The following is a 21,812-nucleotide window of genomic DNA, read 5'->3' as shown; positions in this document are numbered from 1 at the left end:
GGAATACGCTATTCCTTTCATCTGTAGCTTGTAAGTGCCATTCTTTCTTTAAAAGTGGCATAATAAATGATAATAATGCGACATCAAGGGCATCAATCATCCAAGCCGTACCAATAAGCAATAAAATATGCTGTTTTATCTTCATATTTTCCTCTTTCCAATAAAAGTAATTTTAACTTTTATTACGATGAGAAAAATTTAACACATTTTTATCATAATGTCAAGAAATATTTTTTGGCCGGTCTTCCAGGACCATTACTTTCCTCCTCACCCGTTGGCTTTAGGTGCTGTTTGTGGTTTTGTAAAAAATTGGAATTATCCGGCTCATATTTTCCAAAACACTCAAAAATATATCTTGCTGATTTTAAAGTAAACGAACTTCCCAAAATCAATAAAATCGTTGGTTGGTAATCTAGTTTGTTAAACACTCTATGGCAAGCGACAGTCAAAATCCAATTGTGATCAAAAGCTAATCTTATTTTTGAATTCTTTGTCATTAGATATTCATTATTCCTTAACGTTTTAAATTTCAAATCATCTTTATTAAAAGTGAAAATTTGATTCTTCTGCATCTTGACTGAAAACCAAGAAACATCTTTAGCACCTGGTCCTGGAATAAGTTTCAAGTTTTGTGGTAAAAAAATCATATAACTTAGTGAAAGTGCTCGGTAATCAGGATTCCGTTCAGGTGCTGTAAATGTAGCAAGCTGTTCAGAATGAATATCAGACAATTCTAGTCCTATCTTTTCTTTTACAAGTCGTAATGAAGCATCATGAGCACTCTCTCCTTCACGTAAAAGAGTTTCTGGTAAAGCCCAAAAAGATTGAAAAGGTTCAGCTTCTCTTTTTATTAACAGAACATTAATTTCTTGTTTTTCTGGATCAAAACTCCAAATTATGTTAGTGACAGTAATATAAGGACGTTCAATTATGATTTTGCTCATTTTTTCTCCTAATTTATTCTTTTATCATTTAATTTTCAAAATACTATTGTATCCCCTTAAAAAGTATTTATTTATAGAACCCGAATTGCTAGTTAATTTCAGTGGAAAATAAATAAGTCGTGCTATCCTAATCTTAAACAACTAAGCATTAGAAAGCGCACGACTTATATGACTTATAATAGCACACTTCCAAAAGTTTTTGTTTATTTACTGACAACCATTGAGACGCTTTATCAAACGAGTGTCCCCCCTTGAGGTTCAAAACCGAAAGAACGTCCATCTTGCAACATCTGACTGTTTAGTGATTACTTGTTACCTATGGGGCGTACTGCATTTTAGTGAAACACTTAAAGCAAAGCACCAATTGGCTCAAAGTTTATTTCCTAATTTCCTAGAATATTCTCGCTTTGTGCGCCGTTGTAATGCCCTCTTACCGAGTATCCAAGTCATTCGCCAAGCTCTCGTCTTTAAAGAAGTTGAAGGGATTGATGTGTCCATTATTGATAGCTTCCCCATTCCTTTGTGTCAGCAATTCGTAATTTTAGAAGCAAAGTTCTGGGCGACTATGCAAATGTTGGCTACAATGCTACCAAAGGTCAGTACTTTTATGGCTGTAAATGTCATGCTTTAGTCAGTGAATCAGGCTATGTTATCGACTACGTGATTAGTCCTGCTTCAATAGCTGACAGTACAATGGCCGAGGAAGTATTATCTCAATTTGGCACACCCATAGTCCTTGGAAATATGGGATATTTAGGTCAGTCACTGCATGATAGGCTGGAATTAAAAGGAATTGATCTAATTACACCTGTCAGGAAGAACATGAAGCAAAAGAAAATCCTTTTCCCTAATTTTTCAAAACGTAGAAAAGTGATTGAGCGAGTTTTCTCTTTTTTGACAAATCTAGGAGCTGAGCGTTGTAAAAGTCGTTCGCCTCAAGGTTTTCAATTGAAATTAGAGATGATACTTTTAGCGTATTCTTTACTGTTAAAATCAGCTAAATCACTGGAACCAGAGACTTTAAGATATTCTATCGGGTATCAAGTCATGGCTAAATAATCAACTAGCAATTCGGGTATTTTATAAGAATAGTATATCATGTTCATTGTTATTTTTAAATATCCTATAAAAGTATTTCTAATTTTCGAATTGCATCAAAACCTTCATCCCTTTTTTCTACTAACAAATGACGGTAGGTTTTTTCAAACTGTAATACAGTATGGCCTAAAACTTTGGCACAAATATCCACAGGTATTCCCGAATGAATAAGATAACTAGCTCTTGTGTGTCTTAATCCATAAACCGATAAGTTGTAGGGTCTTATTTTCATATCTTCCAATATGTTTCTTAGAGCTTTGTTGCTTGACACTGTACTTGGTACATCATGTGATAAACCGTAATGTTGAAAAACTAAATTGTATTTATTTTTGATTTCTAATTCAGCATTACTCAATTCCTGAACTTTCTTTAAACCTTTTAAAACCTTTATATCATTTTTATTTAATGGAATATCTCGGATTGAAATATTAGTTTTTGGAGCAACAAATTTCCAAATTTTTGGCGAGGTATTAAATCTTCGATATGTATGAATTATTTCATCTTCAAAATTAATGTCATTCCACGTAAGAGCAATCATTTCCCCATATCTCATACCAGTAGAGAGTAAAAAATAAAGTACATAAGGGACAACTGATTTTTTATAATTTAATCTTTGTCTTAATTCCCCTTGTAGTTTCATAATATCTGATGTACTATGAAGATATTTATCCTCAATCAGTTTTGACTTCTTTTGAGTATTTAAATCTACACCTAGTGTAAAGTCATCAACAAGCACTTTATCACTTTTCGCCAACTGTATAGACTTATGAATAACACTATTTATTCTTTGTAAAACATCGTAACTAACTTTTTCTCCCAATTCATTCATTTTTTGTTGATACTGACTTGTCTTAATATTTTTTATTGGAATATCAAAGTTTTCTTGAATCACATTTTTATAATAAGAGTATTTTCTAAAAGTTGCTATTTCTAAATTTTTACTATTAATTTTCACATCAAGCCAGTAAGCATATAAGTTAGGCAGAGTCATTTCTGGATTTAACTTACTTCCATTTTGAATTTCTTGAAAAATAGGACTTCCAACTAGTTGAGCCATTCTTTTTGTTTTAAAACCACCTTGATAAGCTAAACTTTTTCCTGATTCATCTCTAATTTCATAGTGCCAAAGTTTTTTTACTCCACGTTGCCTATATCTTATTGTTGCCATTATGCTACTTCTCCAATCCCTATAATTTCGCAAATAAATTTAAATGGTGCAAAATTTTGCTTACCATTATAAAAGGTAAAGCCTGCTGAAACTGCTTTTTTCTTTGCATCATGTACTACCCTTTTAGCCTGAGTTGGTGGAATACCTAATTGTTCTAAATCTTCACTTGTAATTATTGGTTTGTTTATTAGTTTTTGATTCATTAAATTTATTCTCCTTTATCTTTTTCGTATAACGCAAAAAAAATAGAGCAAGATTCCTCTTGCTCTTTTACTTAACCTTTAAATATCTCTGATATATCCATGACTTGTTTTTGAATAATCACCAATTGCTAAATCTCGACCATAAGCACCAAAGTTAAAATATCTTTGTAACGTTTCTACACTTAGAACTTCTAAACCACCCATTTGCTTGATTAATTCTTGTGCCAAATCTTCATCATTTTCTGCTTCTACAAAGTCCAAATCATCTTTATTATTGATAATATCATCAATACTATAAATTTCAAGAAAATCTTTTAAATGATCTATGTCAGAAATTTCTTCTAATTTTTCCGCATACTCGTTCAGTTCTTGAATTGATGAATACTCGCCAACTTTGTAGCCGTAAAAATTTTCAAAGTCATGTATTGCATATTCTTCCCCATGCTCTATATCTAAAAGTAAGTCTGATTTAATTCTTGAAAATTCAACAGGTAATTCATACCACTTCCCCCTTGTTTTTCCATTATTATAACTGTTTAAATTTACAACATAAATTTTTGGTGTTTCCATATTCTTCTCTTTTCTGATTTTTTTATTTTCCTATCACATAATGTAATTGACTAGCTTGTACTTTTGTTAATACTTGGAAAGTATAAACTGTGCTAAAACCAGTTCCTGACTGTGAAATCAAGACTGAACCGTCTGAATGTATTCCTTCCACGAAAGCCACGTGACCGTAAACAGGGTCTGCGTTCCATTGACCGCCTACTGTTTGACCACCGCTAAAGCTAACCGCACTATGAATTGTCGGAGTTGTCGTTACAGTATATCCTGCTTGATGTTGCCAATCAGCCCCATTTCCCATATACATTCCAAAAGTAATACCGAAATCTTTCGCTCGATTCCATGTGAACCATGTACATTGTTTATACTCATAACTTGTCGCAAGATAACCACTTGTATTGATTGGTTTATCTAAAGTCCAACCAGAAGGTATATCTGGAGTAATTCCTGAACCGCCACCAGTTCCACTATCACCATCAGTCGTCATGAACGTGTACCAATATTCCGCAAAACCTTGACGTTTTGAAAGGCTATCAACCGCTCCTGCACGTTCCCACTTTCGCATAATATCTTCAGTCGTTTGCTTAACATTAGTTCCTTTGACTAACTGTTTAAGTAACGTTGAATCTGTACCATCTTGCTCAAACATAAACTCAACTTGAAGATTAGTATCTGTCCAAGATTTTTTCTGACTTTTCGCGTAGTTGAGCAAATTTACTCGCCTGCCACTATCCCATTGAGCCAAACCAAAAGCATAACCACCTAAAGTGGTATCCATTGCTTTTGTTTCATTATAAGTTGCATTAGATTGAACAATTGAAGGTTGAAGTTCACTTTCTGCTTGATTATTACCAAGTAAAGCAGCCGCCCCTTCTTTCGTTCCACCTTCTTTTAGAACTCTATCCCAAATCACTTTGGCAGTTTGTTGCTGTGGTGTATTAGTATTCACATCTGCATTTATAGATGAATCACTTGAACCTACGAATAGAGCAAAAAAAGCTAGAATTGGCAATAAAAGCAATAAAAAAGGAAGGCTAAATAATATAACCTTCCGTTTAATCACCTTTTTCATTTTTCCCCTCTCTATTATTTAATTACAAATGGATTATCTGGTATTTTTTGAGTAAATGGATTGTCATTGTCCTTTTCCCACGGCTCTTTTTTCTTTTGTCGTGGTTTTTTTATCCCTTCAGGCATATTTTTACCATGTAAAACTTTTGGTTTCCCTGCATTTTCAGAAAATATTGGTGATGCACTTGAATTATTCTTATTATTTTCATTAAACGCTTTTTTATTAATTGAAGGTTTAATAGTATCAGCTGTTTTTGATTTGTTTTTCATCATTGGGTCAACTTTATTCATTGTTTCACCTTTTGATTTTTTATCATTGGCTGAATTAGGTTTATTTTTAAGGAATTCCTCTGCTCTAGCATTAGTTGTCTCATACATGTTTTTTATTCCTTCACGTTTACCATTGCGTTTATTTTGAAGATTATTATATGCTTCAGTATTTTTACGCAAGCGTTGTTTATCAAACGCTTCACGGAATTTAGAACGCTTTGTATTTTCTGACTGATTGAATTTACCTTGACGTTTATTCATCTTTTCTCTCAACTTTTGCTCACGTTGATTAAGTTTTTGACCCTTTTCAGAATCAGAACCCTTTTTTTGCAATTTGTCTAAGGTTTTATTGTAACGTTGGTTATCCCAACCATGTCTAAGCGAACCAGTACCTGCTGTAACTTTATCTTTCGCAAATTTACCTGCAAGCATGCCTGCGGTTACTCCACCAGCTACCCCTGCTAAAACAGGAGCTTTCAACGTTCCCATTGCTTTAGATTTTGCATTTGATAACATGTTATCCATACGACCAGTGAATTTTCCTTGCCCCATGTGATGAGATGAGAAAATACGTATAATTTGTTTACGTTTAATATAAACAAAAATATAAAGTCCAATCTTTACTAGGGTTATAAAAAAATAGTTACTTCCTAAAAGAGAACTTAGTGCTAGACTAACAATTCCGTCAAATAGACCAATGAGAGCTGTTCCAAATACCCCTAAACCTGATAAAATCAGCACACCAAAACTTGTTTTACTCCATTTGATTATTGTTTGTTCAAAGCGAGGGAAAAATGAGGCAATTGCTGCAAATGGTAATATAAACACTAGAATAATGAAAAAGAAATCCATAAAGAATGAGAAAATAGAAAAGAATAAATAAATTGCCCCAAGCAACAAAGCATTAAATACACTTGCTAGTGCTGTTAAAAATTTATCCCCTAGTTTTTTAAAGGTTAAGTGTTTATCTTTTAAATCTTCTTGTATTTTCTTAATCGAATCGTTATCATCATCTGAAGTAAGCAAACGGTCAATATCACTCTGCTTAATATTTATTTTTCCGTCTTTATCTATCTTGACATTATCAAAATTAAGGTAAAGAAAAGGAATTTTAACCATTGTCGTAAATAAGTCATTTTTATCAGTTCCTGAAACACCTGCTACTGAAATAGTTTTAACAACACTTGTTGTAACATCATTCATTGCATCATGAACTTTAGTTACTAGGCTATTTCCCCCATAAACAAAAAATGTACTTAAAGCAATGATTAAAAGAACTTTTCTAATTCCCTGCATCATTTGCTTATTTAAAAAATAATATAGAAGTGTCAAAAACAGCCCCATAGCGACTATCGGAAGTAACTCTGGACTCATAAACTTACCGTAAATGGTTTGAGCAGTTTGGAAAACAGATGCTCTCCAATCACTAAGTATTGAATTACCATTTAAGCCTTGATTGACAAAATTTACAAACTGATAAATGGTTTTCGTCACGAAAAATTGTGACCGTATAAACACCATTTGAATACCTGCGGTAAATGAAGGAAGTATCACGACTTTATCACTTGCATACATATAAGAGGTATAATTATCTAAATCTTTTCTAGCTTCCTCATTTTTGGCTTCATCTACTACTGTACTTGGAGAATTAGCATCTCCATAGTCATTCATATTATCAGCAATTGGTGGATTGACTAAACCACTATTCCCTGTATTAGAGGAATCTTTTTTATTAGATGTATCATTTGAGCTATTCTTTGAATCATCTTTTGAATTATTTTTATTGTCTGAAACAGAAAAATCAGGGGTTGACGGAGGAGTAAAGCCTGAACTATCTGCATAAGTGTGTAGGGCTAAAACACTTAAAAATGCGAATAGCCCCACAAATAACAACATTTTCTTTTTCACTATGCCACCGCCTTTGTATTTTTCATTTTAGTTTCTACAGTATCAAATAAAACTGTGACTTCTGGTAATTGGAAATCAACCGTAATTCTAGCTGTCCGTCCAAATGGATCACGCATGATACATTGTCCTTTAGTCATATTGTCATACCATGCCTGCGTTGTTTCCTCAACTGGAAGTTTAAAGTAATTAAGGACTTTATCTGTTTCAGTCGGTTCACGAAAAGCAAAAATTGTACCAAAAGCCGTTGAATCATCTTCTGTTTCCACATCTGAAATAGATTGTGTAATCAATCCTAAGAAATTGTTTTGAGAACGTCCGACACGTTTCATTGACATTAAAATAGATGCTCCGATTTCTGTCTTATTAAAGAACCACGCTTCATCAACAAATATAATGGTTTCTTGTGTTCGGTCACGTTCCCCAAATTCACGACAAAATTCGCCTAAAGCATACATGACAATTAATGACTCTTTATGGTCGCTTGTGATTTTTTCATCTGCTTTAGGAAGATTTAAACCAGTAACACCCAGTACTGTAATGCGTGCGTCCATATCAACTGCTGAATTTTTACCGTGAGAAAAAACTAGCTCCATTTGAGAATTTTTAATTTTTCTTAAAGCCAAATTAGCACGTGTAGAAATCATTTCATCTGTTGAATCTAGTAATCTTTCAAAAACATTTAATAAACCAACTTTTTTTCCTTTTTCTCGTTCACTCATTACTGCATCTAAAGATTCAAGAAAGGCAATTTCAAACTTATCTTCTTTTGTATATTTTTCACCAAGTAATTCTTCAGTAACTTTTACAGAAATTTTCTTACAAGCATCACCATGTAAAAATACTAGAGGGTCTAATGCTCCATGATTGCTTTCTTCTTTTGCATCTAAGCTGACAAAGTGAATGTTATTAATATAATCAACAACTGGTTTATAATACTTATATTCAATCCCTCGAATTACCCAGTAAAGCTGTTCTTCATCTTCAATTGCTTCACGTGCTTGCTCAATTTCAAACTCCATTTTTGGAAAATCGGCTTCATATTTTGCTTTGATTTTCATATATTGAGCCTTCATTTCATTTTTAGGGTCAATATAAAGTGTCAGAGCTTTAAGAAGTGAGTGACAAAGGAATAGTCCTTTAGTTAGGAATGATTTACCTTCACCAGTTTGTCCTACAATGGCAAAAGCTGGATTGTCTGTGATTTTTCCTGCAATCCCTTGCTTATTCGCTTGAAACAGGTTAAGAAATACAGCATTGGTAGAACTAGCAAGTGCTTTTTTATAGTCACCTGCCCAAGATTCGACTGCATGGTCGATTCGCCCAATAGGAAAACCGATATCTGAACCAATTTTTTGACTAGTGAAAAACAGATTTTCACAGGCTGATGAAAGTTTCATAGCTTGAATACAATATTTGTCTTTTTCTTCCAATTGTTCGATAAATCGATTTTTATAAAAGAAATAAAGTTGGTCTGACATGCCAGAAACAACTTGAACTCCAATATCTTTCATATCAGATTGAATAATTTTTTTATAATAATTAACCTCTCTCATACTTTGACCTGCAACTACAAAAGTCGCTAGGTAATTGACAAAGAGTTCACGATTATCTACACCGTCAGTCATTTCATCAAGAATAACACGAGCAGTTGCAAGTGACCCTTTTTGATTTGAACCATTTTCATAGGCTTCGATTTGGTTTTCTTTGATTCTGTCTGATGCACGTTCTCCTTTTGATGCTAAAGAAAAAGCCCCTTTCATTTTAGAGAAATGGAACTTCCAATGTAATTCAATAGGAAACGGTAATTTTTGAGCATGTTCTACTAAATGAAGATTATTTACAACGTTTGGCATATTAGCAATAGGCAACGTTTTTACTAAACTTTTTCCGTAGCTATTTTTCAACCCAATTACACCATTTGATAATGGTTCAATGACTGTATCATCAATATTTTGTACGCTACTTTCAATTGATGCTATTTCTTCATCACGATTATAATTAAGACCTCGTAAATAATCTACTCGTTGATAAAAGCCTGTTTCTTTTTTTGTTGTTTTTCGACCTTGAATTAAGGAAAGATTTAACTCTAAATCTCTATTCGCCTTCTCATAGGATTCATACCAATTCATCTCAAATTCAAGTGTTTGACGAACGACAGCGACTGCTTTTTCTTTAAATCGCCCCCACGCATCTTTTAACATTTGTTTAATATCACCTGAAACTTCAAACGATTTTAAAGGGATAGTCATAAAGAACTTATAGTTAATCAATTGACCAATTGAACCATATAAATCTTCATTTGTTTTTTCTAAGAAATAAAGCGCCATATCATAAGTATCATCTGCGCAATCCTCCAACAGCGCCCCAAAGCGTTCTTCTAAATTAATCGGAACTGGTAACATTCCAATATCAAACGATAAATTAGGTGCTAAACTAGCTAATACCGCTTCAGTTCTTTTTTTAAATTTTATCTTTCCTTCTACGTCCATACTTGAAATAATAGACGCAGGCACTTCATACATTGCAATGACTGAACCGTCATCTCTAAGTGCTAAGTTATCATGAACAGAAATAACTCTATTCTCAAAATCGACTTTATTCACTTTTTATTCTTCCTCCATAAATTCATCTACACTTCGCAATTTTACTTTTTCATATTTTTGACCCTTATATATTTCAATAGCTTTCAACCCAAACCCAAATTGATAAACGATAAAGTCCCACAAAAATACTGGTGGTAATTTATCATCTGGGCGCAAATCAGATACTTTAACCGAAATTTGCCATGATGCAAAAAGCGTAAGCGCTACTTTCACTTGCCATTGAAAATATGGAATTAATTTTCCAACTGTAAAATATAGCAAAATGAATACTAAGAAAAAATAAGCAAATAAGGAAAGACGGACTGCCTTTCTCAACGCAAAATTATCTGTCAGTTGCTGTATCCAAAAAGGTTGGTCTAATGACAATTTATAGGAAAACTTAGGCACTTCTTCTTTTTTTGCTTTTTCAGACATTCCGCCTTCCTTTCTAGCCTAAACCGAGAACTTTTTTCACTAAATTACCAACTGGTGTAAGCAAACCACCTGGATTATTGACGAGTAGAGCCAATAATGAACCAAAAACAATAACAACTATCATTTTTCCATACTTTCGACCGAAAAATTCTTTTCCTGCAAGATAACCAAGCGCTATCCAAACTACGATTTGTCCTTGTTGTTGAAACCAAGACCAACCACCAGTCAACCCAATATCGCCAAAGATAACATTGTTAATTAATATATTTCGTAACATTTTTTCTCCTATTCTTTTTTACCTTCAGGTAAAGTGTGTTTAAAGTCAGTCGCAAAATATGACTGCTTTTGTTTTTCAATCGTAAATTGATAATTTTCTACATGTGTACCGAGTGCATTTTTCATTGTGATTTGAACTACCGCATAATATTTATCTCCCCCTTTTGCTTCATAGGTCGCTTGGTCTAAAGATTTAAATTCTTGACCCTTATTAAGAGATAACCCTTTTGAAATCAATTTCAACGTATCACCGTCAGTTGTATAAGCGGTAAACAATGATTTTGTGAACTTATCCAAATCTTTTTTTACAGAATCACTCGTTTTTCCTGAATCAGACCACGTTTTAGTAGGCACTTGATTTTCAGTAGCTTGTAAATCAGGAACACTTGAAAAATAAGGTTCATCTGAAATATAGTAAGCTGAACCTACTTTTTGGTAAGGAATCGTAAACAAAGTTGTTTCATCATGATATTTCACCACATTTTGTTTCGCTGTATCTTTTCCCTTTTTGACTTCTTTTGTTGTGACTTCACTAGCACTATAAGTCACTTTATAAGTCGCTTCATTATCCGTCAAACTCATCATGACCGCACCCTCGAATTTGGAAGGTGTACGTTGAATACCTTGACTAATCACTGGCAGATTTTGAACAAAGTAAGCATTAATATCTTTAACTGCTGTTTCTTGTTCTTTTTCATCTTCAGGGAATGTGAAATAAGTTTGAACAAAGCCGTCAAGATAATTTTTCGCTTGCAAATCAAGCCCATTACCTGATGCTTTTTGCGTAGCGCTCACTTCTTCACGAATGATTTTATGAGTGGGTTTATATCCACTTGCTACTAGACTACCTAAAGCAACATTTGCAATAAATAAAAAAACAACCCCTCCCACGACCAAAGCCCCAGCCTGTTTAGCAGACATCTTTTTTAGTTTTGGTGGTTTTTCATTCGGCTGTTTCTTTAACATTTTAGGTTTATTCTTTTCAGGTTTTCGACTTGAAAGAAGGGAAAATTTCGATTCCTTTTTTTCAGGAATTTTAGTTGTTTCTGAAACTTTCATTTCCGATTCACATTCTTCTTTTTCAATAACTTCTGAAGTGTCTGATTTTTTATAGAAATTTTCTAGTTTTAATACCTCAGTGTCACTCAAAGATTTTGATGTTGATTTAGCTGAAATTCCAAATTCTTGAGCCTTAGAGAGTAACTCTTTTCTCTCAACCCCTAACTTGTCAGCTAATTCATAAATTTTAATTTTGCTCATATTCCTCACTTTCTTTTTCAACAGCTTTAAAAGATACATCACTTCTCAACCATTTTTCAGCCACTTCTTTCTTTTTAATATCAAAAGTAGTAGCAAACTTTAAATGTTTCGTAGGGCCACCGTCCGCACATAAATAGCCACCACGCATTTTTACAACGTACATTTTCACCTCTTTTTTCAATTTAAAATAATATCTCACCAAAATAATTTGGCGGACTTCTTGATTTATATTTTGTTTTTTCATTTTTGGATCTATACTATAAAATTAGACACAAATAAGTGTGTTATAATCTGTATAGGAAGACACAAAAACGAAAGCAAAAACACTATTATAATTTTTAATAAAGAATCATCTTTTTTCATTTCTAACCCTTTCTAATTTCCCAATTAGGCTTTTGAATATTAGATTTTGGTAAAAATCGAGGAGCAATCGCAATTGACAGCAGAGTTGAAATTGGATTGTATTTCTCACACAGCCACATGACTTTTTTTTCATTAATTCCAGGCCAAAATTGATTTGTACCATCAGAAAAGAAAATAGTAATATCATACAAATCTTTATATGGTGCTTTGTGAAGTGAAAAATCAATCTGTGGTTGTGCTTTGCTCATATTTGTTACTGTCATATTTTTATTTCTCACTCATGGTGAGTATCCTTTCTCTTGCCTTACCATGAGTGAGGCTTTTAACATTGTTACTTTTCAGATAAGGAAAGGCAAACCCTACCCTTATTTCAAAGATTTACGTGGACTATTTATTTAGCGCCACTACGTGCTTGCGCTTGCGCTTCTTCCAGTTTTCCCTTTAATTCATTAAATGATTTCTTTGTGAAATTGTATGATGAAGAAGCCTTGACAAGATTTCTAATCAAGTCATTTGTACGGTTCGCAATAACTTCGACTGTATCATCTGAAATAGAAGTATCATTTTCTACAGTACGGAGCGCTTTCCCCTTTCCTTTGAGCTTTTGAGCAGCATCTTGAAAGGCATTTCCTGCATTGATTACAGCTTCAATTTCATTTAAATCAATTGCAATTTGATTAAGTTCTGTTTTTAAAGTTGGCATATTTTATCTCTTTCCTTTTTTTATTTCCCACCACAAAATTTGCCTTCCCTTATCTGAAAAATAACTTTGTTTTTACTTATGAAAAATCATAAAGTTGCTTGCGCTAAATCATTATCAATTAGAAAGTAAATTGCCATTTTATAGCCTTCAGGCAAATCAGCAATTCTTTTATCTTGATAGAGTGAATAATATTTTTTACGTGTCATTGAATCAGGCGGAAACATCAAGCCTATTTCATTAAGCAATCCCAACGCTTCAGTTTCATTTGGAATATAAAAAAAGAGCTGGTCATAGACTCCCTGCTCAAATTTTTTCAAATTAAATTCATATCCACTCATTTTATACTGGAGCATTCGGACGTTGTTTGGAACTCTTAACATTCTTTTTTGAAAATGTTCTACATTAGGTCTAATCACCCTTCTCTCCTCCTTTAACTAATTATCAATCAAATATATCCGCAAGTATTGCAATAACAACCACAAATACAATAATAGCTACGATAACTTTAATTACTATTTCATCAACTGGAAAACCTGTCAATTTGAATAAGCTATCCATTTGCACCCCTTATCATTCTAAATTCCTTCAAGAACTTTTCTTGTCTTTCTGTGAGTTCTGCTTCATTAAAAATTTCTTCCAAACGACTTTCACCTGTCAGTTCTTCAGCTTTTTTTAACAATAGATAAGTTGATACAGGCCCACCACGTTCAAACCATGTATATTTTCGGTTCAAATCAGGCACTTCAGGACGAACAGTAAAATGATAAGCATCCATTCTACCCATCATATCGTACCATTCACTATCTAAGTTTCCTTCCTTATCATAAAATGTCAGATTATCATTAATAATTTTGACCCCTTCATCGGCTAAATCAAAATCTTCCTCGATATATCTTTTTATAAAGTCGGTTGATATTTCTTTTCGCATGGAAATTTCATAACGATTTCGCAAACCATACATTTCACGTATCGCTTCAACGGAAGTCATTTCTTGACTTGCTCTCTCAAAATCTTTTTCGTAGAACCGAAAAAATAAATGAGTATGTTTAGATCCAAAATAAACAGTTAGACCGTCATTAATCATTCCTTCTTTTGTCCTTCTTCCACCAAGAACTGCAGAATAGTTTTGTTTGCGACCATTCCACCGACCCTCACGGGCAGAAGTTAAAAGTTTGAACAAGTCAAAATTTCCTTCTTGCGGGTTATATTGTTCATCAAGTGCTAAATCAAAACGTGTGATTTTTACAAAATCATCATTATCTGGTGCCTTTTTATTGGCATAGAGAAAACAATCGTTAAAAAAATCGTACCAAGTACGCTGTTTTTGATGATATTCAAACTCATATTCCATTTCACGGCACGCTTGACCGCTCATTTCAATTAGCACACCTGCTTTTATATCTTTATCATGATAATAAACATTGATGTGACCGTAACTAATAAAAAAAGGGTATTGATAACGGTTATACTCATTGAGTTGAAAATTCTCAACGTTTAAACCTAAAATCTTAGAAACAACTTCACGAACATTTAAAGTCTGAAAGCGAATATTTGTATAGTCATTTGTACCAATAAAAACCGTTGAACTCTCCCTTTTTTTGAAAAAGGAGTGTCTTATTTTTTCTTCCATTGCAGAAGTAATAGCACGTTCGCCCTTTTCCATTTTTCGGTAATAGCTCAAAGATATCCCTAAGAGGTCACACATAAACTGTTGAGTAACATTCGCACTAGAGCGTATATCCTTTAAATCAATCGTTCGTTCCTCACTTTCTAAAACATAGAAGAGGTGACACAAGCTATACCGTTGGTATGACTAGGATAGTTAGACTTGTGTCACTTGTACCCCCCCTCATTAGCATTTTTGGGGGGTCAAGTCCAAGCTGACGGCAAGCCGTCAGCCGTGCAATCACACGCTCACTCCTTACGCTACGCTCGGAGCTATGCTTACGTTCTCGCACTTTTTCAAAAAAAGCATTACGTTTAAAACGCAATAGCCTTAAAATAAAATCCAATAGTTTTTCCTCCAATTCTTTCAAGAATAAACCGCTATCGCGCACTACCGTTTGCGAGGGCAATTCGACCGTGGAAAATGACTTGCCTATGGCAAGTTGTCTAAAGACAAACGGAAACAAGTTCCTATCATTTACTCACCGCCGATTGCGTGGTGTTTATTTTTTTAGAAGCAACTTATATATATTAGTATAATAACTAACCAATGCTCATCTAAAAACTATTAATTTTTTCAAAAAAAAAAAAGAGAATAATTTTTATACTCTTAATCCTCTTTTTAAATATTATTATGTTAAAAGCTCTCTGTTTTCTCCTGCAAATTAGAAATCTCTTTCTTTAGATTCTGAATATCATTTGATAAGTCTGATAACTCTTCTTTTTTTAAATTAACAGTATTTATCTTCAGTTCTTTTAAAAACTCATTTAATAAATTCTTATTATTTTTAGACATATTGGCTAATGTAGAAAACAATATTCTATAATAATCATTCTTATCTTTATTTTCCTTGGAACTTGCTTGAATAGTTTTAGCAGTTGAAATAAAAGCCAATTCATCAATTTTTCCTGCACGCCAACACAGCTTGCCATCAACATATACTAAATTCATAGTATTTGTCTTTTCTAAATCAATTTGTCTCTTCAGTTCCGTGATTTGTGATTCAATTACTTTGAAACTCGCAATCAAATTTTTTAGCTTCTTTTCATACTTATCCAATTTTAATAACGTTTCTTTTTCCATTTAAAAATTAACTCTCTTCCATCTCTGAAGTACATTCTTCCAAAAAATCATAAAAAACTGTTTCAGGAATTATTTCAATTTCCTGTCCTTGCGCTTTTAGCTTTTCTGCCTTAATATGCTTATTACTCTTACCTAACTTTTTTATTTTGGAATAATCTTGTTCTCCTAATACTAAAAAATTAGTTGATTTTGTTACTGAATTATCTAATTCGCCTCCCAAGTCCTTCACCAATTGTTGGGCATCTTTTCTAACCATAACCTCTAGTTTCCCAGTAAAAACAAAGTGTTGACCATATATAGGAGTATTCTCATTAAATTTCGTATTTTCAGTAGAAATATCAGAAACTTTGTAGCTCTTTCGATTATAATTTTTTTTCGAAAATTTTTCCAAATCTATTTTATGGTCAATAATGTATTGCTTAAAAATTTCAAAAGCTTTATTAGTTGCATTTATATCAACTTCGGCACGATGAAGTTCATTATCAATAATAATATTATGACGTTGTATTAGGTCCGATAAGCGATGGTGACGTTCATCTTTAAACAATCTTCTACTAATTCTCATAGTATCAATGAAATTATTAGATAAAATAATATTTCTACTTTCAAACTCATCGTACAAAAAATTAATATCAAAATTTACATTATGCCCCACCAAAATATTATCCCCAATAAAATGTTGAAGATCTTGATAGATGTCATCAAAAATAGGTGCTGTTTCAAGTATTTTGTTAGTAATCCCAGTTAGTTCACTAATGAAAGGATCAACAGGAAAACTAGGTTTTAATAAAGTTTGATATTTGTCTACTATCTCACCATTTGATATTTTTAATGCTGCAACCTCAATAATTTCATCCCACTGAGGTGATAGCCCTGTAGTTTCAATATCAATGACCACATATTCTTCTGGAAATTGTAAAAGTGATTTTCCTTTTTGGGTTCTTAATCTCTTTTCAGTCTTAATTTCACTAACTTCACCAGTTTCTAGGTTTATCTCTACTCCTATCATAACGTTCTCCAAAATAAGTTTAGTATTTTATAATATTAATTATACATTATTGAATACTAAAAACAACTCATTTCTTTAAAATTAACAAATTCTTTTTCAAACTCTGCTTCATCAGCTAGGACAGTATCAATGGCTTCATTCAAAGTACATTCTTCTGTCTCTTTAGTTAAGAAAACAGTTTGTAAAGCAAAAAAATCATCTTCATTATAAGGTGACTTCTCGCTTATCGAGTAACCCCCACTTATTAAGCGTTCCATAGCTGTTTTGACAGTTTTTGAAGGTTGACCTAACTTGCGAGATAAAGAAGTAATCGTATAAGATTTTTCTTCCAAGACACCACTTTCTGCTCGTTCCTGTTCAACGTTAGATATTGGTGGAGCTTCAAGCTGAACTTCAGTAGTATCAGCTAAAACTGGTAATTTTGAAAGTTCCTCATGAAAATCATATCCTTTATCAAATGGTACAGAAGGACTGTAAAATTCACGTGCTAGTTCACCATTATTCGCAACATATCCACGACCAATTTTACCCTTGATATATTTGAAAACTTTTTTCTCATTTTCATCACCAAAGACCATACGATAACCTGAACCAGTCAAACGACCAACCGCCAACCGTTTCATAAAGTTATCACGTAAAGCTGATTTCAGATATTCAGCGTCTGGACGTTGCATGGCAAGAATTAAGAAGACCCCTGACTGACGCCCCTTTAGAACAATTTGAGTTAAAATCTGAATGACTTCATCAAATTCTCTAAAATCTAAACTAGAAATAAAAGCAGCCCATTCATCAAAAAGAACAAATTCAGGTGTCAAACCATAATCAGAATATCGTTTTCCTGCCTTATAATCAGGGTGATTTGTCATATAATCATAGCGTTCGTCCATAAAGTGCATTTTTGAACGTAAACACTCAATCATAGACTCTTTATCAAAGAACACACGATTTTCAAAAACTGGAACATCTCTCATTCCCACAAAATCAGACCTTTTAGGGTCGCATATATCAACGTGTCCTACCTTCGCAAGGGCTGATAAAATCGACATCAAAAGAACTGTTTTTCCGCCCCCAGTACCGCCTGCAATCAACAAATGGGGGTCAGCTTCATAATTCCAGTAAACCCCATTCATTAATTTTAAACCTAGCTTTTTATCGACTATGACATCATTAACTGGGATACGATTACGTTCTCCGTCAATTGCAAAAACATACTCAACAAATGCGTTTTTAGAAAGAATTTTATTTTCATTGATAAAATTTTGTTCTTGATAATCAGCAAAAAAAGTTGTTTCTAAACCGTCAGCCAAATCAAGAAATTTTTCTTGATGAACCCCACCGTCAATCGGAAAATATGTATGTAATTCATACGTGTTAGGTTGCTTCAGATAAATAGGCGCTAGTTTTAACTTTTCATGACTTCCTTTTTCATCTTTAACCGTTTCTTTTTCAACTAAACCATGCTTCACAACATAGTTCAGTAACAATCTTTTATAATTGTTTTTTGAAAAGAAAAGGAACTTGTGATAAAGCAAAATCAATAAACCAAAAGCCACCGAAAATGCAATGAGCAAAATACCTACAGCATAAATTGCTAGCACTTTTGGTGGCAAGGTTTCTAAATTTTTATAAAAGAACCCTACAGGACTAGCGACAAGTAAACCAGTGATCAATACAAAAAATTCACGGTCATACTTATCTCTAAGCTTTAAACGTGAGCCTTTACTTATTGTACGTTTTGCCATTTATCATTTCTTCGGTTCATTATTTTTAGCTTCAGGTTTTGCGGTTTGTTCAGGTTTTGAATTAGATTTACCCACTTTTTCAATGCCTTCAGCATTCCATTTTTCACCTGAAAAGTAATTCGTTCGGAATTGACCGTTTCCAGTAGGTACAATTTCTTTATCAGACCAAAAATTAATTGAGCGATTCGTCAATTTAATTTCATCTTCATATTCAAGTCCTGAAAAATCAGCTTCAGCAGGCATTTTTACTACAATTTGCTTGTCTTGTGCATCAGAATAAACGTTGACCTCATAATAATCTATTTTATCCGTTGGATAACGTTTAATTTCACCAGTTTCTTCATTTGGTTCTCCGTCCTCAAAGACCATTACTGGTTCAGCATGCAAGAACAGAACTTTCCCTAATGCTTTGTCAAAATCACCGATTTCTTCAGTCAACTTGTTTTCTTTTTCAAAAACTTTACTTAATTTTAACGACATTTTAATTCCCCCTATAATTACGCTAATTTGAGCGCTTCAGCATAAACAACATATTCTTGTGAATATTTGCCCTTTGGTGTGCGATTACGAACATAAGCAACCGTGACATCTGTCAAAACAACTTCTTGACGGCGAGTAGGTTTAGCCCCTTTACCATTTGGTACACGCAATTCAAAACCTTGCGGTTGTAACGGACTTGTAGCTCGATATTTTGTATATCCTGATTCAGTAGATGTTTTTGCGACTGGTTCAATGGTCTTATCGACAGTAACTTTTGAACCCAAGAGTTTCGTTGCATTAATTGGAATTTTAATCATATTTCCACCTTTCTTTATTAGTTTAATGACATCTCGGTCAATTTATGCGAACGTAGGGACTTGAACCCCATTCAACCATACTAATTCGTTCGCTTAAATAAAAAATCACTCTCATTTAAGAAAGTGATTTTTTTAAATAAATAAAATATTTTATGCAGGCTCAACACCATATCTTATACTATGTTCAAATCCTAAATTAATAACTTCAGCTGAATTTACCGTAGCATCTACATAGCTTTGAGCTTCACCTAAAGTATTGAAAGTTTGAGAATATCTTCTCACTCCGTCAACTGATACCCAACCAACATATCGTGTTTGTGGCTAATTATTATTGTTATTGCCACCATTTGACCAATTATTATTTGTATTCGAGCCATTACCGCCTGTATCTGTGTTTGTATTAGAATTGCTTTGTCCGTTATTACCTTGACATAGATTACTTGAACCCGAATTAGAGTTATTTTGAGAAGTATTTGAACCACCTTGTGAATAGTTATTTTGACTTCCTCCACCGTAAGAATTAGAACCACTAGCAATATCATTATCTACTGTGCTTTGTGAATCAGTACCTGTATTAGCATTGTTACTATTACTAGTTGTATTTCCAGTTGAATCTGATTGTTCTTTATTGGTATTGGTTATCTTCGTTTTTGAATAACTTGCAATCTTAGCTTGTTATGCCTTTGTAGCATCATCTGCTTATTTTTTAGAAGTCGCAAGTTGTTTATTCAAACTGTCTTTCAAACCTTTTGAATAAGAGCTACTGAGCTTATTTACAGATTGTTGAGCTGTTTTAGATTTATCTTGATTCATAGCGTCTTTTTGATAGTTACTAACGGCTGTCTTTGCTTCATTTTCTAACTTCACACGATTTTTAATACCAACTACTTGATTATCAAACGCTTTTTTTACTTCAGCATTTTTTACTTTAAGAATTGAATCTTCAGCTAGTTTAATGTTTTTGTCGGTAGGAGTTTTTTCAGCAATATCAAGTAATTTCTTACTGTCTGCTTCATTAATTTTTTCAAGTTTTCTTGCTTTTTCGGCTCTAGCCTTACAAAGTTTAATTTTTTTATTTTTTAAAGCTTCGATTTTTCTTTCTTTTGCTTGATGATTTGCATGATTAACTATTCCAGTAGTAACACCACCGATTAAAACAATCGCAACTGCTCCACCAATAATTTGCTCTTTTTTAGTCCAATTTAAAGGGTTCAAATTCTTATTCATAAATACATTCCTATCTTTACTCTAATTTAAGTTCATTATATCACAAACTTTTTGGCTTGTTAAAGTTAATTAACATTGTCTCTTGATTCACTTTTTTTAGTAACATATCTATTACGCTGTGAATTTTTTTCTATATTCTTCTAAAGAATATTTTGCATTAAACCCTTTAGGGTCATCATGCAACTCTATATTTTCTAAAGTATCTAATAAAAATTCCTCTCCATTCATAAGATGACTAATACCTAACATATACATAGGAGAAACTTTAAAGAAATTAGCAAACATTACTATAGTTTTATTACTAGGTGTCCTTGCTCCTCTTTCGTAGCGATTATAATTTGAGCGCACGAGCCCTAGCATCACTTACTTCTTTTTGTGTTAAATTGTGACTGTGTCTTAAATGAATCAAACGTTCTGAAAAACTTTCCATAAAAAAACTCCATTCTTTTTATAAGGGAACAACTGGAATCGAACCAATATCAACACTTATAAAAGTGATTACTCTAGCCTATTAAGCTATATTCCCATAAAAAAATCTATCCTCAAATTAAGTCTGGCAGATAGTCTCAACACATCTGATAGATACTTATTTCATAAGATAGATTTTTACTAAAACCATTATTTTTCTAAAATAAAAAACTGCCATTTCTAACAGTTTAAACGACTAGTTTTTGTCATTTCGGACGATTTTTTATAATTTATATTTTCAATAATTTGTTATTGTCTTTACGCAGGCAGTAACCCTTTAGACCAGAACCCTCTTCCTCTCGCTTTGGTCTTTGATTTATATAGCGCCCCTACTGAAAATCCTCCTGCTCTGCGGTATGTATCTCCCCAAGGTCAGGCACGCTGTTATTTCGAAGTTAGTTTTAAGCTTTCTGCTTGCATTGAAAATCTCCTTCTGAAATGCTATAATAATAATTGCTACGTTATTTATATAACATTTCTGTGGGAGTTGCCAAAGCGCGCTTCCGCTTATTTTTCTTGTAGTTTTTAACGTTCTACGTTAACTACATAAATGATTTTAACCTATTACGTTAAAAATGTCAACTATTAAATGCATTTTTTTCGATTTTTTTTGGAGATGATACAAATATGTTCTACGAACGCTTGAAATTGCTTGCTAAAGAAAAGAAAAAATCTTTCAATGAAATTGAATCTGAACTAGGATATTCAAAAAATTCTATGTATCACTATAAAAAAGTTAAACCAAGTAGTGATAAATTATCTAAATTAGCCGAATATTTTGGCGTAAGCTCTGATTATCTTTTGGGCAATACAGATTTAAAAGAACCCAAAAAAGAACCAGTTGACCTTGAAGAATTAACTTCTGATGACGGTATCAACTGGGACGAATGGCTTTCTTTTGGCGGTAAACCAATTTCTGAACATGATAAAAATAAAATCAAGGAAATTTTTGGAGATCGCTTGAAAGACTAATTT

At 33.0% G+C, this 21,812-nt stretch carries 23 protein-coding genes, 1 tRNA gene and 2 pseudogenes; 2 read left to right on the top strand and 24 right to left on the bottom strand.

Going from position 1 to position 21,812, the window contains the following annotated elements; translation table 11 throughout:
- Positions 1-22: 22 nt before the first annotated feature.
- Positions 23-145: pseudogene (locus MKX45_RS02240) on the bottom strand (MFS transporter); the annotation flags it as partial.
- Positions 146-212: 67 nt separating this feature from the next.
- Positions 213-944, bottom strand: a complete 732-nt coding sequence (locus tag MKX45_RS02235; RefSeq protein WP_279360984.1) for an NUDIX domain-containing protein — start codon at positions 942-944, stop codon at positions 213-215.
- 168 nt (positions 945-1,112) lie between these two features.
- On the opposite strand from MKX45_RS02235, the pseudogene MKX45_RS02230 reads away from it, so the two are divergent.
- Positions 1,113-2,003 (top strand): annotated as a pseudogene (locus MKX45_RS02230) (IS982 family transposase).
- 64 nt (positions 2,004-2,067) lie between these two features.
- On the opposite strand, the gene MKX45_RS02225 reads toward MKX45_RS02230, so the two are convergent.
- The 22 genes from MKX45_RS02225 to MKX45_RS02120 all read right to left on the bottom strand — a co-directional run bounded on the left by MKX45_RS02225 (position 2,068) and on the right by MKX45_RS02120 (position 20,895).
- The gene (locus tag MKX45_RS02225; protein WP_279360983.1) at positions 2,068-3,210 is read right to left on the bottom strand and encodes a site-specific integrase; all 1,143 of its coding nucleotides are present in this window, start codon (positions 3,208-3,210) and stop codon (positions 2,068-2,070) included.
- Positions 3,210-3,413: a DUF3173 family protein gene (locus MKX45_RS02220; RefSeq protein ID WP_021214806.1), complete on the bottom strand. Its 204-nt coding sequence runs from the start codon at positions 3,411-3,413 to the stop codon at positions 3,210-3,212. The genes MKX45_RS02225 and MKX45_RS02220 overlap by 1 nt, the downstream gene beginning before the upstream one ends.
- Before the next feature lie 78 nt (positions 3,414-3,491).
- Positions 3,492-3,983, bottom strand: coding sequence for an antirestriction protein ArdA (locus MKX45_RS02215; RefSeq protein WP_279360979.1), 492 nt, complete (start codon positions 3,981-3,983; stop codon positions 3,492-3,494).
- Positions 3,984-4,005: 22 nt separating this feature from the next.
- Positions 4,006-5,049, bottom strand: a complete 1,044-nt coding sequence (locus MKX45_RS02210; RefSeq protein WP_279360978.1) for a phage tail tip lysozyme — start codon at positions 5,047-5,049, stop codon at positions 4,006-4,008.
- 14 nt (positions 5,050-5,063) lie between these two features.
- Positions 5,064-7,226, bottom strand: coding sequence for a hypothetical protein (locus MKX45_RS02205; protein WP_340816750.1), 2,163 nt, complete (start codon positions 7,224-7,226; stop codon positions 5,064-5,066).
- Positions 7,226-9,829 carry an ATP-binding protein gene (locus MKX45_RS02200; protein ID WP_279360974.1) on the bottom strand — a complete coding sequence of 868 codons (2,604 nt, stop codon included), beginning with the start codon at positions 9,827-9,829 and terminating at the stop codon, positions 7,226-7,228. Before MKX45_RS02200 ends, MKX45_RS02205 begins: the two co-directional genes overlap by 1 nt.
- 3 nt (positions 9,830-9,832) lie before the next feature.
- Positions 9,833-10,243, bottom strand: a complete 411-nt coding sequence (locus MKX45_RS02195) for a TcpE family conjugal transfer membrane protein (RefSeq protein ID WP_279360973.1) — start codon at positions 10,241-10,243, stop codon at positions 9,833-9,835.
- A gap of 13 nt (positions 10,244-10,256) precedes the next feature.
- Positions 10,257-10,520 (bottom strand): TcpD family membrane protein, encoded by a 264-nt coding sequence (locus MKX45_RS02190; RefSeq protein ID WP_012897131.1) that lies wholly within the window; start codon positions 10,518-10,520, stop codon positions 10,257-10,259.
- Between the two features lie 8 nt (positions 10,521-10,528).
- Positions 10,529-11,779, bottom strand: a complete 1,251-nt coding sequence (locus tag MKX45_RS02185) for a translation initiation factor IF-2 N-terminal domain-containing protein (protein ID WP_279360960.1) — start codon at positions 11,777-11,779, stop codon at positions 10,529-10,531.
- The gene (locus MKX45_RS02180) at positions 11,766-12,023 is read right to left on the bottom strand and encodes a hypothetical protein (RefSeq protein ID WP_279360959.1); all 258 of its coding nucleotides are present in this window, start codon (positions 12,021-12,023) and stop codon (positions 11,766-11,768) included. The genes MKX45_RS02185 and MKX45_RS02180 overlap by 14 nt, the downstream gene beginning before the upstream one ends.
- Before the next feature lie 121 nt (positions 12,024-12,144).
- A complete protein-coding gene (locus MKX45_RS02175; protein WP_279360958.1) occupies positions 12,145-12,405 on the bottom strand; it encodes a histidinol-phosphate/aromatic aminotransferase and cobyric acid decarboxylase in 261 nt (86 codons plus the stop codon).
- Between the two features lie 128 nt (positions 12,406-12,533).
- Complete coding sequence (locus tag MKX45_RS02170) at positions 12,534-12,845, bottom strand: hypothetical protein (protein ID WP_279360957.1); 312 nt, start codon at positions 12,843-12,845, stop codon at positions 12,534-12,536.
- 86 nt (positions 12,846-12,931) lie between these two features.
- Positions 12,932-13,261: a hypothetical protein gene (locus MKX45_RS02165; protein WP_063280782.1), complete on the bottom strand. Its 330-nt coding sequence runs from the start codon at positions 13,259-13,261 to the stop codon at positions 12,932-12,934.
- Positions 13,262-13,395: 134 nt separating this feature from the next.
- On the bottom strand, positions 13,396-14,640 hold the full coding sequence (locus MKX45_RS02160; protein ID WP_336618776.1) for a replication initiation factor domain-containing protein: 1,245 nt from the start codon (positions 14,638-14,640) through the stop codon (positions 13,396-13,398).
- A gap of 507 nt (positions 14,641-15,147) precedes the next feature.
- Complete coding sequence (locus tag MKX45_RS02155) at positions 15,148-15,594, bottom strand: hypothetical protein (RefSeq protein WP_259747318.1); 447 nt, start codon at positions 15,592-15,594, stop codon at positions 15,148-15,150.
- A 7-nt stretch (positions 15,595-15,601) separates the two neighbouring features.
- The gene (locus MKX45_RS02150; RefSeq protein WP_279360952.1) at positions 15,602-16,603 is read right to left on the bottom strand and encodes an exonuclease domain-containing protein; all 1,002 of its coding nucleotides are present in this window, start codon (positions 16,601-16,603) and stop codon (positions 15,602-15,604) included.
- 56 nt (positions 16,604-16,659) lie between these two features.
- Entirely contained in the window at positions 16,660-18,345 is a 1,686-nt protein-coding gene (locus MKX45_RS02145) for an FtsK/SpoIIIE domain-containing protein (protein WP_279360951.1), read from the bottom strand.
- Positions 18,346-18,348: 3 nt separating this feature from the next.
- Positions 18,349-18,825 carry a DUF961 family protein gene (locus MKX45_RS02140; RefSeq protein WP_252174863.1) on the bottom strand — a complete coding sequence of 159 codons (477 nt, stop codon included), beginning with the start codon at positions 18,823-18,825 and terminating at the stop codon, positions 18,349-18,351.
- A gap of 17 nt (positions 18,826-18,842) precedes the next feature.
- Positions 18,843-19,142, bottom strand: coding sequence for a hypothetical protein (locus tag MKX45_RS02135; RefSeq protein WP_014570437.1), 300 nt, complete (start codon positions 19,140-19,142; stop codon positions 18,843-18,845).
- A gap of 699 nt (positions 19,143-19,841) precedes the next feature.
- The gene (locus MKX45_RS02130; protein WP_340816749.1) at positions 19,842-20,369 is read right to left on the bottom strand and encodes a hypothetical protein; all 528 of its coding nucleotides are present in this window, start codon (positions 20,367-20,369) and stop codon (positions 19,842-19,844) included.
- Positions 20,370-20,480: 111 nt separating this feature from the next.
- Positions 20,481-20,717, bottom strand: a complete 237-nt coding sequence (locus MKX45_RS02125) for a helix-turn-helix transcriptional regulator (RefSeq protein WP_279360996.1) — start codon at positions 20,715-20,717, stop codon at positions 20,481-20,483.
- Positions 20,718-20,822: 105 nt separating this feature from the next.
- Positions 20,823-20,895 (bottom strand) — tRNA-OTHER (locus tag MKX45_RS02120).
- Positions 20,896-21,464: 569 nt separating this feature from the next.
- Between MKX45_RS02120 and MKX45_RS02115 the strand changes: the two genes are divergently transcribed.
- Positions 21,465-21,809: an XRE family transcriptional regulator gene (locus MKX45_RS02115; protein WP_260313528.1), complete on the top strand. Its 345-nt coding sequence runs from the start codon at positions 21,465-21,467 to the stop codon at positions 21,807-21,809.
- Positions 21,810-21,812: the final 3 nt, after the last annotated feature.

Source organism: Lactococcus sp. FSL W8-0209, from assembly GCF_038006585.1.
GTDB classification, from domain to species: domain Bacteria; phylum Bacillota; class Bacilli; order Lactobacillales; family Streptococcaceae; genus Lactococcus; species Lactococcus lactis.
The sequence above is the reverse complement of the archived record's forward strand: the minus strand, read 5'-3'. Positions and strand labels throughout refer to the sequence as shown.

Coding starts and splice junctions, on each gene's coding strand:
- MKX45_RS02235 (WP_279360984.1), bottom strand. CDS start 944: ATGAGCAAAATCATAATTGAACGTCCTTATATTACTGTCACTAACATA.
- MKX45_RS02225 (WP_279360983.1), bottom strand. CDS start 3,210: ATGGCAACAATAAGATATAGGCAACGTGGAGTAAAAAAACTTTGGCAC.
- MKX45_RS02220 (WP_021214806.1), bottom strand. CDS start 3,413: ATGAATCAAAAACTAATAAACAAACCAATAATTACAAGTGAAGATTTA.
- MKX45_RS02215 (WP_279360979.1), bottom strand. CDS start 3,983: ATGGAAACACCAAAAATTTATGTTGTAAATTTAAACAGTTATAATAAT.
- MKX45_RS02210 (WP_279360978.1), bottom strand. CDS start 5,049: ATGAAAAAGGTGATTAAACGGAAGGTTATATTATTTAGCCTTCCTTTT.
- MKX45_RS02195 (WP_279360973.1), bottom strand. CDS start 10,243: ATGTCTGAAAAAGCAAAAAAAGAAGAAGTGCCTAAGTTTTCCTATAAA.
- MKX45_RS02190 (WP_012897131.1), bottom strand. CDS start 10,520: ATGTTACGAAATATATTAATTAACAATGTTATCTTTGGCGATATTGGG.
- MKX45_RS02185 (WP_279360960.1), bottom strand. CDS start 11,779: ATGAGCAAAATTAAAATTTATGAATTAGCTGACAAGTTAGGGGTTGAG.
- MKX45_RS02180 (WP_279360959.1), bottom strand. CDS start 12,023: ATGAAAAAACAAAATATAAATCAAGAAGTCCGCCAAATTATTTTGGTG.
- MKX45_RS02175 (WP_279360958.1), bottom strand. CDS start 12,405: ATGACAGTAACAAATATGAGCAAAGCACAACCACAGATTGATTTTTCA.
- MKX45_RS02170 (WP_279360957.1), bottom strand. CDS start 12,845: ATGCCAACTTTAAAAACAGAACTTAATCAAATTGCAATTGATTTAAAT.
- MKX45_RS02155 (WP_259747318.1), bottom strand. CDS start 15,594: ATGGAAAAAGAAACGTTATTAAAATTGGATAAGTATGAAAAGAAGCTA.
- MKX45_RS02150 (WP_279360952.1), bottom strand. CDS start 16,603: ATGATAGGAGTAGAGATAAACCTAGAAACTGGTGAAGTTAGTGAAATT.
- MKX45_RS02145 (WP_279360951.1), bottom strand. CDS start 18,345: ATGGCAAAACGTACAATAAGTAAAGGCTCACGTTTAAAGCTTAGAGAT.
- MKX45_RS02140 (WP_252174863.1), bottom strand. CDS start 18,825: ATGTCGTTAAAATTAAGTAAAGTTTTTGAAAAAGAAAACAAGTTGACT.
- MKX45_RS02135 (WP_014570437.1), bottom strand. CDS start 19,142: ATGATTAAAATTCCAATTAATGCAACGAAACTCTTGGGTTCAAAAGTT.
- MKX45_RS02130 (WP_340816749.1), bottom strand. CDS start 20,369: ATGAATAAGAATTTGAACCCTTTAAATTGGACTAAAAAAGAGCAAATT.
- MKX45_RS02115 (WP_260313528.1), top strand. CDS start 21,465: ATGTTCTACGAACGCTTGAAATTGCTTGCTAAAGAAAAGAAAAAATCT.